This window comes from Ensifer sp. EB106-03-01-XG145, assembly GCF_058792075.1.
Window position 1 is genome coordinate 224,309 of record NZ_JBYTEC010000006.1, and the last position, 14,290, is coordinate 238,598.

A 14,290-nucleotide genomic window follows, 5' to 3' on the forward strand; every position below is an offset into this window, starting at 1 on the left:
CGAACTCAGCGAAGCGACAGGACTGATCGGAGCTTCTGTCGGAGCGCCCGTTTGTGCGTCTTGAACCATGGAGCGACCCGGCGGTCCATGTGCAGCTCAAGCGCGCGCTTCATTGCCTTCAGTTCGGCGGCCGACCATTGTCGTTCTGCAATCATCTCAAGTGCAATTCGTTTGTAGCGCCTGCGTGCTTCCAGCATGTCGAGCGGCGGCAGGTGGTAGTCGGCCTTGCGCTTGATGCGCTGAATGAAACGCCCTTCCGGTGACAGGGCGACTGCATTGTCGAAAATCGCAGGCAGCAGCGCGAGATGGTCCGCAGCCCACGCGAACCCGTAGTCGGGAAGACGCCGCAGTGCCATGGATGTGGCTTCTCGGCGCCATAGGCCGTAGAACCAGCTCGGGTGGCAACCGAGCAGGATGTCGCGGATGCGTAGCGCTCGCTCCCCCGATAGCTGAGACGGCAGGCCGTAAAGTCGCTCGATCCGCTCCGGCAACTCCACTATCCTCAACACCGGCGAAACGGCAAGCGAGGCATGCGGCTCCCTGTCCAACGCCGCGACGAGACCGGAAATGTGGTTCGGATCGGCAAGGTCATCGTCGGCACGCCAGCAGAAATAAGGAGCGCTGCTCATAGCGTGCGCTCTGTGGAAGTTCTCAGTTGCCGAAACCGTCTCCCGGTAGAACACATGCCGAAAGCGTGCGTCGGTCTTTGCGAAATCGGCACAGATGTCGGACGTGCCGTCGGTCGATCCATTGTCCGAAATGAAGACCTCAAAATCCTCGAACGTTTGGTCCCGAAGGCAGGCGAGGCACTCAGCGATGAAATCCGCGCCGTTATACGTTGGCAGCCCGATACCCACCCGCGCCATTTCCGTGTCCTTCCCGGCAATTGATTGAGCCGGCAAATCGTGCAATGAACCGTGCGCGTCCGCCCCGAAAGTCGCGTTTCCGGCTGTGATAATTCGATCGCCTGGATTGTCAACATCGCACGAGCGATCCACGCGCAAGGTAGCATGGGTTATCTCAACGGGAGGAATGCGTCGCGCGGCGTACGCGCGCCACTATGAGGTAGCTGCATGAAAGTCGTCATACTCGCCGGTGGTTACGGCACGCGCATCTCGGAAGAGAGCCATCTGAGACCCAAGCCGATGATCGAAATCGGCGGGCGGCCGATCCTCTGGCACATCATGAAGATCTATAGCCACTACGGGTTTTCGGATTTCGTGATCTGCCTCGGCTACCGCGGCTACATGATCAAGGAATACTTCTCCAACTACATCCTGCACTCTTCCGACGTCACCTATGACATGGCGACCGGCGAGACGCTGTTCCACTCCAACAAGGCCGAGCCGTGGCGCGTGACGCTGGTCGACACCGGCACGGATTCCATGACCGGCGGGCGCCTGAAGCGCGTCGCCGATCACCTGGGCGATACTTTCTGCCTCACCTACGGCGATGGCGTTGCCGACGTGAACATCAAGGCGCTTACCGATTTCCATCGCAGTCACGGCCGCGAAGCGACCGTGACCAGCGTGGTTCCGCCGGGACGTTACGGCGCGCTCGCCGTCAGCGACGGGCGGGTTCAGAGTTTCATCGAGAAGCCCGCCGGCGACAACAATCGCATCAATGGCGGCTTCTTCGTCCTCAACCGGTCCGTGCTCGACCGCATCGAGGGCGACCACACCTCGTTCGAAACCACGCCGCTCGAAGGCCTGGCCAGCGATGGCCAGTTGATGGCCTTCCCGCATGACGGTTTCTGGCGACCGATGGACACGCTGCGCGACAAGAACCAGCTCGAAGAACTCTGGCAACACGGTTCGGCGCCCTGGAAAGTCTGGTCATGAGCCGGCTTGCCAACCCCGCCTTCTGGGCCGGCAAGCGCGTGCTTCTGACGGGCCATACCGGCTTCAAGGGAAGCTGGGCGCGGCTCTGGCTGGCGCAGATGGGCGCCCGCGTTGCCGGCTATGCCTTGCCGCCTGCCGCTGAGCCGTCTCTGCACGCCCTGCTCGGGCCAGGCGAAACCGCAGGCGAACATCTGAGCGATATCCGCGACGGCGAAACGCTCGCGACGGCCATCCGACAGTTCGATCCGGAAATCATCCTGCATATGGCGGCCCAGCCGCTGGTACGCGAAAGCTACCGGACGCCGGCCGAGACCTTCGATGTCAACGTTATGGGCACGGTGCGGCTGCTGGAAGCCGCGCGCACGGCGCCCGCGGTCAAGACGATTGTCGTGGTGACCACCGACAAGGTCTACCGCAACGACGAAAGCGGCCGGCATTTTCCGGAAGAGGCCGTGCTTGGCGGCCATGACCCCTATTCCGGCTCGAAGGCGGCCTGCGAATTGGTCGTTTCGACCTGGCGGGATTCGTTCCTGCGCGAGCGCGGCATCCGGGTCGCGACCGCCCGCGGCGGCAATGTGCTGGGCGGTGGGGACTTCTCCGTCGACCGACTGGTCCCCGATATCGTCCGAGCTGCACTCTCGGGCGAGATGCTCGATATCCGCAGCCCCATGGCGACCCGGCCCTGGCAGCACGTGCTCGATTGCCTCAACGGTTACTTCGTCTATGCCGAAGCGCTGCACGAGGGCCAAACCGATGTTGCAGCACTGAATTTCGGCCCCTCCCCCGCAGAACGGCAGATCCCCGTGCGCGATGTCGCCGGCGCAATCCAGATCGCCATGGGTCTGCCGACGGAATGGCGCGACCGCTCGTCTGAGGATCGGCCGCGCGAGATGCAGGCGCTCGGCCTCGACCCCGCGCTTGCGCTGAAGGCCTTGTCCTGGACCGCGCGGCTCTCGCAGGATCAGGCGATCGCCTGGACCGCGCACTGGTATGACGGCTGGCGTCGCGGTGGCTCCGCCCGCGACCTGACGCTCGGCCAAATCGACGCTTTCATGAGAGGCTAACGACTTCGATGCCCTACAACTGCCGTTTCTGTTCGACGCCGCTCACGACCGTCGTCGCCGACCTGGGATCGACGCCCTGGTCGAATTCGTTCCTGGAGCCGACAGAGGAAGCGATCGCGCGCGAACGTTCGTTTCCGCTGAAGGCCATGGTCTGCTCCGAATGCCTGCTGGTGCAGACGACGGAGACCGTGCCGGCCGACGAGATCTTCACCGACGGCTACGCCTATCTCTCGTCGTTCTCGACCAGTTGGCTGGAGCACGCCCGCCGCTACGCCGAGACCATGACCGAGCGCTTCGGACTCGGGAACGCGTCGCAGGTCGTTGAGATCGCCTCGAATGACGGCTACCTGCTGCAATATTTCGTCGCCAAGGGCGTGCCCGTGCTCGGTGTCGAGCCCGCCGCCAATGCGGCACGGATCGCCGAAGACCGCAACGTTCCAACCGAGGTGGCCTTCTTCGGCCGCGAAACCGCGACGGCGCTCGTCAATCGCGGCATCCGCGCCGACCTGACGGCCGCCAACAACGTGCTGGCGCATGTGCCCGATATCGCGGATTTCGTCGGCGGCTTCGCCATCCTGTTGAAGCCTGACGGCGTGGCGACGTTCGAGTTCCCGCATCTGCTGCGCCTCATGGAAGGCGTGCAGTTCGACACGATCTACCACGAGCATTATTCCTATCTGTCGCTGGCCGCCGTCGAGCGCATCTTCGAAAACGCTGGCCTGAAGGTCTTCGACGTCGAGGAACTCACGACCCACGGCGGTTCGCTGCGTGTTTTTGCTCAACTTGCCTCCGGTGCGCGCGAAGCGACCGAAAGGCTCGCGGCCGTCCGCGAGAAGGAAGCCGCTGCCGGCCTGATGCGGATGGAAACCTATGCTGCCTTCGACGACCGGATCGCCGCCGTCTGCAAAGGGTTTCAGGAGTTCCTGGCGCGTGCCAAGGCCGAAGGCAAGACGGTGGCCGCCTATGGCGCCGCCGCCAAGGGAAACACCTTCCTCAATGTCTGCGGCGTGAAGCCGGGCGACATTGCCTTCGCGGTCGACCGCAACGATCTGAAGCAGGGCAAGCTGTTACCGGGCACCCATATCCCGGTGCACGCACCGGCCCACCTGCAGGTTGCGAAGCCCGATTATCTCGTCATCCTGCCGTGGAACCTGACCACGGAAATCGTTGCGGACAATGCCGCAATCCGCGACTGGGACGGACAGTTCGTCGTTGCAATTCCGGAGCTGAAAATCTTCTGATTCCCGGCGCCGGGCGGAGAAAATGTGGACATACTTCCGCCCGGACCGCACACGAAGCAGCGAAAATCCATAATGTATATCGCCTGGGGTTGGTCTGCCCCAAATTTGACGTGTTCAGATTGAAATTCGGCGATGGCGTGGGTTCCAACAGTTGCAAATTAGCACCCTAAGGAGGTGCAATGTCCACTATTGACCTATGCCTTGTCGCCACCCGGCGACCGGACCTGCTTGCCCAGACCCTGGCCAGCTTCCGGGACAAGATCTTTCTCACGCTCAAGCTGCGCGGCGCCTATCTCAACCTTGATCCGATCTTCGGATCGCCCGAGGATCACAGCGCTTGCGTCGAGATCTTCCGCAGCCACTTCCCCGACGGCATCGTCTTCCAGCCAGAGAACCCCAGCTTCTGCGCGGCTGTCGCGCCACTCTGGTCGGCGACCAGCGCCGACTGGGTCTTCCATCTTGAGGACGACTGGATCGTGCTGAGGGACATGGGAGAGGAATTGCTGGCACCCTTTGCCGATCCGGCGATCACCCAGGTGTCATTCCATACGGCGGACCAGAACTGGGATATCCGCCGCAAGGGTCACTTCCACCGGCGAAACGAGTATGCGCGTTTCCTCGGGATCAGGATCCCGCTGTTTCGCACCTTCCCGAAATTCACAACGTCTCCCTCCATCCTTCGCGGCGGCTTTGCGCGCCATTGCGCCGGGCTGATGGATTTTTCTCGTGACCCCGAGAAGCAGTTCTATTCCGGCGTAAATCCGGCAATGGAAACCTACGTCGCCCGGTGCCGGAACTACATCTTCTCGCCTGAGGCCCGCCCGGTCATCAAGGACATCGGACGGGAATGGCGCGAACAGCGCCGCATCCGGAAGGTGATCACCGACTCGGCCTCGAACTGGCGGCAAAGCGCGTAAACGTGCCGGCTCTACTGCATGTTTCCTTCAATCGTACCCGATTAAAGGACAAAAACATGCAGCACTTAAAAGTGCTACAGCGACCTTTGCGCGTCTGATAAGACGCGCGGCGCTGTAGGGCGCGGTTCCCCCTATCAAGGGTTACGCAAGCGGGACGCTCGTCCCGCTTGCGCTGGTGCCGTCACGCGGTCGCGGCAGCGTCCTTGCGCTGGAACCCCTTGCTCGCCACCATCAGGCTGCGCGTATAGTCCTCGCCGATGCGCCCGGCGACGAGATCGCCGGAAGACAGGTACTCGACGACGCGCCCGCCCTGCATGACCGCCAGCCGGTCGCACATATGGGTGACGACGCCGAGGTCATGGCTGACCATGATGAAGGTGAGCTTGCGGTCGCGCCTGACCTGCTCCAGCAGGTTCAGGACCTCTGCCTGCACCGAAGCGTCGAGCGCCGACGTCGGTTCGTCGAGAAGCAGGATCGAGGGCTCGAGGATCAGCGCCCGGGCAATGGCGATACGCTGGCGCTGCCCACCAGAAAGCTGATGCGGATAGCGGAAGCGGAACCCCGACCCGAGGCCGACTTCGTCGAGCGCCTTGAGGATGCGGCGTTCGCCGTCCGTCACGCCGTGGATCGCCAAAGGCTCAAGCAGTTGCCGGTCGATCGTCTGGCGCGGGTGCAGCGAGCCGTAGGGATCCTGGAACACCATCTGCACGGCGCGATAGAAGGCCTTGTCGCGCTTGGCCCCCTTGAGCACACGATCATGGACCCGGATGGTGCCGCCCGTGACCGGCGCAAGACCGGCGATTGCCCGGAGCAGCGTCGACTTGCCCGATCCGGACTCGCCGACGAGGCCGAAAGATTCGCCCGGCGCAATCTCGACGCTGACGTCGTTCAGCGCCTTGAACTCGTCATAGGTGACGGTGAGGTTCGAAACGGAAACAGCTGACGTCATTGAGCCCACTCCGGCTTGCGGTCGAGAACCGGCAGAGGATGGCGATCGGAGCCGATCGCCGGCATGCAGTTCAGCAAGCCTTGCGTATAGGGATGCTTGGCATTGGCGAGCTCGGACGCCGCCAGTTCCTCGACGATCCTGCCGGCATACATGACGATCACCCGGTCACAGAAGGACGAGACGAGCCTGAGATCGTGCGAGACGAAAATCAGGCCCATGCCGCGCTCGGCAACCAGCTTGTCGAGGATACCAAGCACTTCGAGCTGCACCGTCACGTCGAGCGCCGATGTCGGTTCGTCGGCGATCAGCAGTTCCGGCCCCGCAACCAGCATCATGGCGATCATCGCCCGCTGCCCCATGCCGCCCGACACCTCGTGCGGATAGAGATCGTAGACGCGCTTCGGATCGCGGATCTGCACGGCCGCCAGCATGTCGAGCGCCCGCTCCCGGGCTTCGCCGCGGCTGACACTCTCATGCTGCCTGAGCGTCTCGACGATCTGCCGGCCGATGCTCATGACCGGGTTCAGCGAATATTTCGGGTCCTGCAGGATCATCGCGATGCGCTTGCCCCGGAGGTCCCGACGGACCTTTGGCGATGCGGAGAGCAAATCGATACCGTCGAAGGACAGTTGCTTGGCCGTCACCTGCGCATAGCCCGGCGTCAACCCCATGATCGCCCGGCCCGTCTGCGACTTGCCGGAGCCGCTTTCGCCGACGATGCCGAGGCGTTCGCGGCCCAGTGTAAAGGAGACGCCACGCACCGCCTCGATGAGGCCGGTACGGGTCGGGAACGAGACCTTCAGGTCTTCTACCGTCAGAAGCGTACTCATTGGCCGCTCTCCCGGGGATCGAGCGCGTCGCGCAGGCCGTCGCCGAGCAGGTTGAAGCCGAGGCTGACGATCAGGATCGCAATGCCGGGCATGGTTGCAAGCCACCACTGATCAAGGATGAAGCGGCGGCCCGAGGCGATCATCGCACCCCACTCCGGCAAAGGCGGCTGGGCACCGAGGCCGAGGAAGCCGAGGCCAGCGGCCGTCAGAATGATGCCGGCCATGTCGAGCGTGACGCGCACGATCAGCGACGACATGCACATCGGCATCACGTGCCGGAAGACGATGCGGATCGGCGACGCGCCCATGAGCTGCACCGCCGAGATATAGTCCGAGTTGCGAACCGTCAGCGTCTCGGCGCGGGCAATGCGTGCATAGGGCGGCCAGGAGGTGATCGCGATCGCGATGACAGCGTTTTCGATCCCCGGTCCGAGCGCCGCGACGAAGGCGAGCGCCAGCACCAGCTTCGGGAAGGCAAGGAAGATATCGGTGATGCGCATCAGCACCGCATCGACCCAGCCACCGGCATAGCCGGCGACCGCGCCGACGATCAGGCCGATCGGCGCTGCAATAACAGCGACCAGCAGCACGACGGCAAGCGTCAGCCGCGAACCATGGATCAGCCGCGAAAGGATGTCGCGACCGAGATCGTCGGTGCCGAGCAGGTAGCCGGGGCTTCCTGGTGGCTGCAGCCGGGCGTTGGCAAGATCGCCGATATAGGGCGAGTGCGGCGCCAGGACATCGGCGAAGGCCGCAACGAAGACCAGCGCCAGCAGGATGATGAGGCCTAGAACGGCAAGCCTGTTGGCGGCAAAGCGCTGCCAGGTCATGTAGGCGCGGCCGAGACGGGCCTGGGTGCGCGACTGCGGGCGATCGGACAGCAGCCATTCGCGCCGCGTCATCGGGCGTGTCGGGGGACGTGTTTCGGTAACGGTGCTCATCGCTGGCGCGTCCTCGGGTCGAGCGTCCGGTAGAGAAGATCGGACAAAAGATTGATGCCGATGAAGACCGAACCGATGACGATGGTGCCACCAAGGACGGCGTTCATGTCGGCATTCTGCAGCGAGTTGGTGATGTAGAGGCCAAGGCCCGGCCAGGCGAAGACGGTTTCCGTCAGCACCGAGCCCTCAAGCAGGCCGGCATAGGAAAGCGCGATGACGGTCACGAGCGGCACGGCTGCGTTTCGCAGCGCATGTCCCCAGATGATGCGGGTCTCCGACAGGCCCTTGGCGCGCGCGGCGACGATATATTCCTGCTGCAGCTCATTGAGCATGAAGCTGCGCGTCATGCGGCTGATATAGGCGAGCGAGAAGTAGCCGAGCAGCGAGGCCGGCAGGATGATGTGGCGGAACACATCCCAGAGCACGTCCCACTGCCGCTGCCAGAGCGCGTCGAACAGGTAGAAGCCTGTGATCGGCGTGAACGTGTACTCGAAAACGATATCGATACGGCCGGGATAGGCGACCCACTTCAGCCGCGCGTAGAACACCAGCAGCGACAGCAGCGCCAGCCAGAAGATCGGCACGGAATAGCCGACGAGGCCGATGACGCGCACGATCTGGTCGGCAATGCTGCCGCGCTTGACGGCCGCAAGTACGCCGAGCGGAACGCCGAACAGGGCGCCGATGAGCGTGCCGAGCGTCGCGAGCTCCATGGTCGCCGGGAAGACGCGGCGGATGTCGGTCATGACGGGGTTCGTGGTCAGCACCGAAACGCCGAAATCGCCGGTCAGCGCCTGGCGGACATAGATGAAGAATTGTTGGTAGAGGGGCAGGTTCAGCCCCATCGCCTCGCGCGTCCTTTCGACGACGTGCGTCGGCGCCCGGTCGCCGAGGACGGCCAGAACCGGGTCGATCGGGATCACCCGGCCGATGAAGAAGGTGACGGCCAGAAGGCCGAGATAGGTGGTGACGACAACGACAAGAAAGCGCAGCACCGCTGCCACGATCTTACCGGGACGGGCGCGTTTGCGCCCGCCCACTGTCCCTGTTGCGCTCATGCTCAAGGGAACGATCCTTTCGGTTTATTCCTTCGAGACGGCTTATTCTTTGGTGATGCCGGCGACGAAGTTGGTGTCGAAGCTCGGACCGAGCTTCAGGCCCTTGACGTTGCCGCGGTAGCCGGCGACTTCGGTCTGCTGGAAGATGATGACGAACGGGCTTTCGCCCAGAACGGTCTTCTGCAGTTCCTTGTAGGTCTCGGCACGCTTGGCGCTGTCGCGCTCAAGCAGGGCGTCCTTGGTCTTCTTCGTCAGCTCCGGAACGTCCCAGGCATTGCGCCAGGCAAGCGTCTTGTTCTTGCCTTCGTCGGAATTGTCAGGGTTGCTGGTGAAGGTTTCAGCGTTGGAGTTCGGATCGAAATAGTCCATGCCCCACTGGCCGATATACATGTCGTGGTTACGAGCACGATACTTCGTCAGCGTCTGCTTGCCGTCGCCCGGGATGATTTCGAGCTTCACCCCGGCCTGGCCGAGCGTCTGCTGGAAGGATTCGGCAATACCGGTGACCGGCTGGCCGTTGCGAACGTCCATGGTGACGGTGAAGCCGTCGGCAAGGCCGGCCTTCGTCAGCAGTTCCTTCGCCTTGGCGACGTCGAGCTTGTAGGGGTTCTCGTCGAGGGCACCCAGAACGCCCTTCGGCAGGAAGCTCTGGTGGATCTCGCCGATGCCCTTGATGAGCGTCGAGCCGATCGCATCATAGTCGACCAGATACTTGAAGGCTTCACGCACTTCAGGCTTGGCGAGGTTGGCGTTCTTCTGGTTGAGGCTGATGTAGTAGACCGTGCCCTTCGGCGCATTCGTCGTGGCGAGGTCGGCGTTCTTCGAAACGGCGTCGTAATCGCCCGGCTCGAGGTTGCGTGCGACGTCGATATCGCCCGCTTCGAGCGCCAGGCGCTGGCCCGAGCTTTCCTTCATGTGGCGATAGATGACGCGGGCGAGCTTGGCCTGTTCGCCATAGTAGTTGTCGTTGCGCTCGAGCACGATAACCTCGTTGGCGCGCCACTCGCGCAGCTTGAACGGACCGGAGCCGGCGTAGCCGGTCTTCAGCCATTCGTTGCCGAAGTCGTTGTCGTACTTGAAGTCGTCGCTCGGCGTGACCGCTTTGACGTGTTCGAGAACGAGTTTCTTGTCGAGGACTGCGCCCACGGTCGCCGTCAGGCAATTCAGAACAAAGCTCGGAGCATAGGGCTGGTCGACGGTAAAGACGAAGGTCGTCTCGTCGGTAGCCTTGGCCTTTTCCGTCACGTTGTCGCCGTTGAGGCCAAACTGGGTGAGGATAAAGGCGGGGCTCTTGTCGAGCTTGACGGCGCGCTCGAACGACCAGGCGACGTCCTCGGCGGTTACCGGGTTGCCGGAGGCGAACTTAAGGCCGGACTTCAGCTTGAACGTATAGGTCAGGCCGTCATCGGACACGGTCCAGCTGTCGGCGAGGTCGCCGACGACCTTGGTTGTGTCGTTGATGTCGAGGCGCACCAGCATGCTGTAGGTGTTGCCGGTGATTTCGGCCGCGGTCAGCTCGAAGGCTTCGCCCGGATCCATGGAGATGACGTCGTCGATCGCAAAGGCTTCGACCAGCGTGTCCTTCGGCGTTTCGGCAAAGGCCGGTGCGGTCGCGGCCATCACCATGGCAAGCGCCGCAGAAGCGGTCAGAAGACGAAGACGTCCATTGAGCTTGTGCATCATTTTTTGCAGTTCCCTCGTTTGCGCCCTTTTGGGCCCTTCTTCATGGGTTCAGGCGGCCTCGTGCCAAGCCTGCCCCAGAACTCTCCACCAGTTCTCCCGGCATATCTTTGCCAGTTCGGCGTCACCATATCCGGCGCCTCTCAACGCAGTAACGAGCGCATGGTTACCGGCTGCGTCAGCGATCCCCACGGGGATCGTTGCGCCATCGAAATCCGATCCGAGCGCCACGCATTCGATGCCCATGCGCTCGACCATGTAGTCGACATGGCGAACCATGTCGGAAAGCGGCGTCGCGGCATTTTCCTGGCCGTCTGCGCGCAGCATCGTTGTCGCATAGTTGAGCCCGACGAGCCCCTTGCTTTCGCGGATGGCGTCCAGCTGCTTGTCCGTCAGGTTGCGCGCAACCGGCGTCAGCGCATGCGCGTTCGAATGGCTGGCAACCAGCGGCTGGTCCGTGGTTTTCGCGACGTCCCAGAAGCCCTGCTCTGTGATGTGGGCGAGGTCGATCAGGATGCCCAGCCGGTTGCAGGCACGCACGAGTTCGAAACCCGCATCCGTCAGCCCCGGCGCTGTGTCCGGCGACTTCGGATAGGAGAACGGCACGCCATGGCCGAAGACGTTGTGGCGGCTCCAGACCGGCCCAAGCGAGCGCAGGCCGGCGGCATAGAAGGTTTCGAGCGCCGACAGATCCGCACCAATCGCCTCGCAGCCTTCCATGTGGAGCACCGAGGCGAAGACACCTTTCTCGACCGCTCCGCGGATTTCGGCGGTCGAGCGGCAAAGCTTCCAGGCCCCTGCCCGGTCGAGGCGAACGGCGATGTCGGCGAGCTCGATGGCGATCGCCAGCGACGGCAAGTGTTCGAGGGGCGCGGAGAGCGGCGTTTCGTAATGGCCGTTTTCATCCGGCGGCTGCAGGACCAGATCGCCCGAGGGCACGTAGATCGCCGAAATGCCGCCGATGAGGCCGCCCGCTTTGGCGCGCGGCGCGTCGATGTGGCCCTCGCCGATACCGTCGACGAATTCGCGGACCGGGTCAGCCCCCTTTCGGGCGTTCTGCCACAGGCGCAGAAGCACGTCGTTATGGCCATCGAAAACCGCCTGCATTCCTGAATTCCTTCATCATTTCAGGGAGATCGAACGGAGCACCTACGGCCGCGTCCGGGGAAAGGTTGTGGCGATGCTAGTGAAAGGCCAAAGCCTTTTCAATGAATATCAGGGGGTTTTACCCAGGGCTGCCTGTAGCGAAATGTTGCATGATTGTCGCAATCTCGCCGTCAAACACAGCGGCGACAGGTGTGCAATGCCGATCAAGGGATGAAAATCTGGCGTTTCTAATGCAAGGAATTGGCTCGGTCCCGCTCGCAGGGATGTCGCACCGCATGATGCGGTACTGGGGGTTTGGTTGCTGCGTCCGTTTTCACTCGCAGGTTCGCAAGGGCATTGGAGCCGCATCGCCGCCACGCTCCTCCTCGCCGTAACCCTTGCGGCCTGTGCCGGCCGGCCGGTCGGCGTGCTCGTTCCTTCGGGCACGACGGGTGGCGCCTCCCAGGTCGACCTGATGGTCGCGACAACGCGCGCGCCCACGGCGGAACCGGGCGTGCTTTTCAGCGGCGAACGGTCGGACCAGCTTTCCCTGACGGAAATCGTCGTTTCAATTCCGCCGGAGAAAAACCGGCAAGTCGGCCAGGTGCAATGGCCGAAGAAGCTTCCGGCCAATCCGGAGCGCGACTTCTCCACGGTCAGCGTCACGCCATTGCGTGAGGGCAACGACGTCCAAAGCTGGCTGAAGGGTAACCTGCCGAAGAGCCGGCGCGTGCTGATCTTCGTTCACGGTTTCAACAACCGCTACGAGGACGCGGTCTACCGCTTTGCCCAGATCGTCCACGATAGCGGCACGGACGTCGCCCCCGTCATCTTCACCTGGCCCTCGCGGGCCAGCATCTTCGACTACAATTACGACAAGGAAAGCACCAACTATTCGCGTGACGCGCTGGAGGAACTGCTTCGGCGTGCGTCGAGCAATCCTCAGGTCGGCGAAATCACCGTCATGGCCCATTCGATGGGCTCATGGGTGACGGTCGAAGCTCTGCGCCAGATGGCGATCCGCGACGGACGCATCGCGCCCAAGATCACCGACGTCATCCTGGCCTCGCCCGATCTCGACGTCGACGTCTTCGGCCAGCAGATCCGCGCCATGGGCGACAAGCGCCCGAAATTCACGCTGTTCGTGTCGCGCGACGACCGGGCGCTGACGCTCTCCAGGCGCATTTCCGGCAATGTCGACCGTCTTGGCCAGATCGATCCGACCGCCGAGCCCTATAGCACACAACTCGAACAGGCAGGTATCAGCGTCATCGATCTGACGGCGCTGAAGGGCGGCGACAAGCTGAACCATGGCAAGTTCGCCGAAAGCCCGGAAGTCGTGCGCCTGCTTGGCAACCGGCTGATCGCCGGCCAGACCGTGACCGATTCCGATGTCGGGCTCGGCGAACGTCTGGGCGCCGTCACGCTCGGCGCAACGCAGACCGTCGGCAGTGCCGCAAGTCTCGCGGTCTCGACGCCGATCATGATCTTCGATCCCAACACCCGCAAGAACTACGACGCGCAGCTGCGCCGTCTGGGTCAATCGATGGAAAACACCGTCGGCTCGGCAGTGACCCCTTGGGTACCGCCGGAGGGCGGTGAAGCTGCCAAAAGCAGCTCCCCCGACCGTCACTCACGTTAGACGGGCAGCTCGCGCCGCTCGGCTTCCGTCACCATCGCGAGGTCGAGCACCTTCTGCAGGTTCGCCGCGTGACGAAACCCGGGCTCTTCGGTCTTGCCCTCGCGGACTGCCGCAACGAAGCGCTCATAGTTGGTCAGAACCGTACCCGCGTCGACATCGCGCCAAGTCGCGGTTTCAACGTCAGTGCCGAGGCAGGCCCGGAGCGTCGAGCCATCGGGCGTGTGCACCACTTCGAGCGCACCCTTGTCGCCGTGCAGCCTGAGCCTGAGCTCGTTCAAGTGCCCGGTCGCCCATCGGCTGGCATGGACGACGCCCATGGCGCCGTTGCCGAACTCCGCCGTCATGACGAAGCTGTCATTGGCATCGAGATCATACTCGCCGATGCGGTTATCAGGTGCCTTGTCGAAGGTCTTCAGACGGGCGAAAACCCGCGACGCGTCGGTGCCGGCGCCGTAGCCGGCGAAGTCGAGAATGTGGATGCCGACATCGCCGAGCACGCCGTTCGAGCCGTGCTTGGTCGAAAGTCGCCACAGCCATTGCGATTCCGTTGCCCAGTCGCCCCAGGCCTTGGAGACGAGCCAGCTCTGCAGATAGGACGCCTCCAGATGCCGCAACTGGCCGACATCACCTGCGAGCACCATCGCCCGTGCCTTCTGCAGCGGCGCGACATTGCGATAGGTGAGGTTCACCATCGTCACCAGGCCGGAACGCTCGGCCGCGTCCGCCATCTCCGCCGCCTTGGCGTAGTTTTCCGCAAGCGGCTTTTCGCAAAGCACGTGCTTGCCGGCGGCAAGCAATGCTAGCGTCGTCGGGTGGTGCGCCTTGTCGGGCGTCACGTTCGTCGCCGCATCGAACTTGCCCCAAGCGATCGCCTCGTCGAGCGAGGTGAAGGTCTCGGCAATGCCGTGCTTGTCGGCAAAGGCACGCGCACGCTTGGGGTCGACATCGACCGCGCCGACCATCTCGACGCCTTCGATTTTGGCAAAGGCCTGGGCATGGCTGTTCGCCATGCCGCCGGTTCCAACTACAAGAAGACGCATG

Annotated in this window: 13 protein-coding genes; 5 read left to right on the plus strand and 8 right to left on the minus strand. The window is 63.1% G+C overall.

The annotated features are described in order from the left end of the window. Window positions 1-5: 5 nt before the first annotated feature. Window positions 6-998 (minus strand): glycosyltransferase family 2 protein, encoded by a 993-nt coding sequence (locus AC3WWH_RS17220; RefSeq protein WP_245299044.1) that lies wholly within the window; start codon window positions 996-998, stop codon window positions 6-8. Window positions 999-1,073: 75 nt separating this feature from the next. Between AC3WWH_RS17220 and rfbF the strand changes: the two genes are divergently transcribed. The 4 genes from rfbF to AC3WWH_RS17240 all read left to right on the plus strand — a co-directional run bounded on the left by rfbF (window position 1,074) and on the right by AC3WWH_RS17240 (window position 5,063). Next, window positions 1,074-1,841 carry a glucose-1-phosphate cytidylyltransferase gene (gene rfbF, locus AC3WWH_RS17225; protein WP_057249097.1) on the plus strand — a complete coding sequence of 256 codons (768 nt, stop codon included), beginning with the start codon at window positions 1,074-1,076 and terminating at the stop codon, window positions 1,839-1,841. Continuing rightward, complete coding sequence (gene rfbG / locus AC3WWH_RS17230; RefSeq protein WP_058320805.1) at window positions 1,838-2,905, plus strand: CDP-glucose 4,6-dehydratase; 1,068 nt, start codon at window positions 1,838-1,840, stop codon at window positions 2,903-2,905. The genes rfbF and rfbG overlap by 4 nt, the downstream gene beginning before the upstream one ends. Before the next feature lie 8 nt (window positions 2,906-2,913). Continuing rightward, window positions 2,914-4,146, plus strand: coding sequence for a class I SAM-dependent methyltransferase (locus AC3WWH_RS17235; RefSeq protein ID WP_058320804.1), 1,233 nt, complete (start codon window positions 2,914-2,916; stop codon window positions 4,144-4,146). 179 nt (window positions 4,147-4,325) lie between these two features. Next, entirely contained in the window at window positions 4,326-5,063 is a 738-nt protein-coding gene (locus AC3WWH_RS17240; protein ID WP_245299043.1) for a hypothetical protein, read from the plus strand. Window positions 5,064-5,244: 181 nt separating this feature from the next. Here AC3WWH_RS17240 and AC3WWH_RS17245 read toward each other — a convergent pair whose 3' ends face one another. From AC3WWH_RS17245 to AC3WWH_RS17270, 6 genes are read right to left on the minus strand one after another with little or no spacing between them, the layout of a single operon-like run. Beyond that, window positions 5,245-6,012: an ABC transporter ATP-binding protein gene (locus AC3WWH_RS17245; protein WP_058320803.1), complete on the minus strand. Its 768-nt coding sequence runs from the start codon at window positions 6,010-6,012 to the stop codon at window positions 5,245-5,247. Beyond that, the gene (locus tag AC3WWH_RS17250; RefSeq protein WP_058320802.1) at window positions 6,009-6,842 is read right to left on the minus strand and encodes an ABC transporter ATP-binding protein; all 834 of its coding nucleotides are present in this window, start codon (window positions 6,840-6,842) and stop codon (window positions 6,009-6,011) included. Before AC3WWH_RS17250 ends, AC3WWH_RS17245 begins: the two co-directional genes overlap by 4 nt. Further along, window positions 6,839-7,783: a nickel transporter permease gene (gene nikC, locus AC3WWH_RS17255; protein ID WP_058320801.1), complete on the minus strand. Its 945-nt coding sequence runs from the start codon at window positions 7,781-7,783 to the stop codon at window positions 6,839-6,841. The genes AC3WWH_RS17250 and nikC overlap by 4 nt, the downstream gene beginning before the upstream one ends. Beyond that, entirely contained in the window at window positions 7,780-8,841 is a 1,062-nt protein-coding gene (locus AC3WWH_RS17260) for an ABC transporter permease (protein WP_058320800.1), read from the minus strand. Before AC3WWH_RS17260 ends, nikC begins: the two co-directional genes overlap by 4 nt. A gap of 42 nt (window positions 8,842-8,883) precedes the next feature. Next, the gene (locus AC3WWH_RS17265) at window positions 8,884-10,524 is read right to left on the minus strand and encodes an ABC transporter substrate-binding protein (RefSeq protein WP_058320799.1); all 1,641 of its coding nucleotides are present in this window, start codon (window positions 10,522-10,524) and stop codon (window positions 8,884-8,886) included. Window positions 10,525-10,572: 48 nt separating this feature from the next. Further along, on the minus strand, window positions 10,573-11,628 hold the full coding sequence (locus AC3WWH_RS17270) for a dipeptidase (RefSeq protein WP_057249089.1): 1,056 nt from the start codon (window positions 11,626-11,628) through the stop codon (window positions 10,573-10,575). Between the two features lie 346 nt (window positions 11,629-11,974). Between AC3WWH_RS17270 and AC3WWH_RS17275 the strand changes: the two genes are divergently transcribed. After that, the gene (locus AC3WWH_RS17275; RefSeq protein ID WP_373419813.1) at window positions 11,975-13,249 is read left to right on the plus strand and encodes an alpha/beta hydrolase; all 1,275 of its coding nucleotides are present in this window, start codon (window positions 11,975-11,977) and stop codon (window positions 13,247-13,249) included. On the opposite strand, the gene AC3WWH_RS17280 is transcribed toward AC3WWH_RS17275, so the two are convergent. Then, complete coding sequence (locus tag AC3WWH_RS17280) at window positions 13,246-14,289, minus strand: Gfo/Idh/MocA family protein (protein ID WP_057249133.1); 1,044 nt, start codon at window positions 14,287-14,289, stop codon at window positions 13,246-13,248. The genes AC3WWH_RS17275 and AC3WWH_RS17280 overlap by 4 nt on opposite strands. Window position 14,290 lies beyond the last annotated feature (1 nt).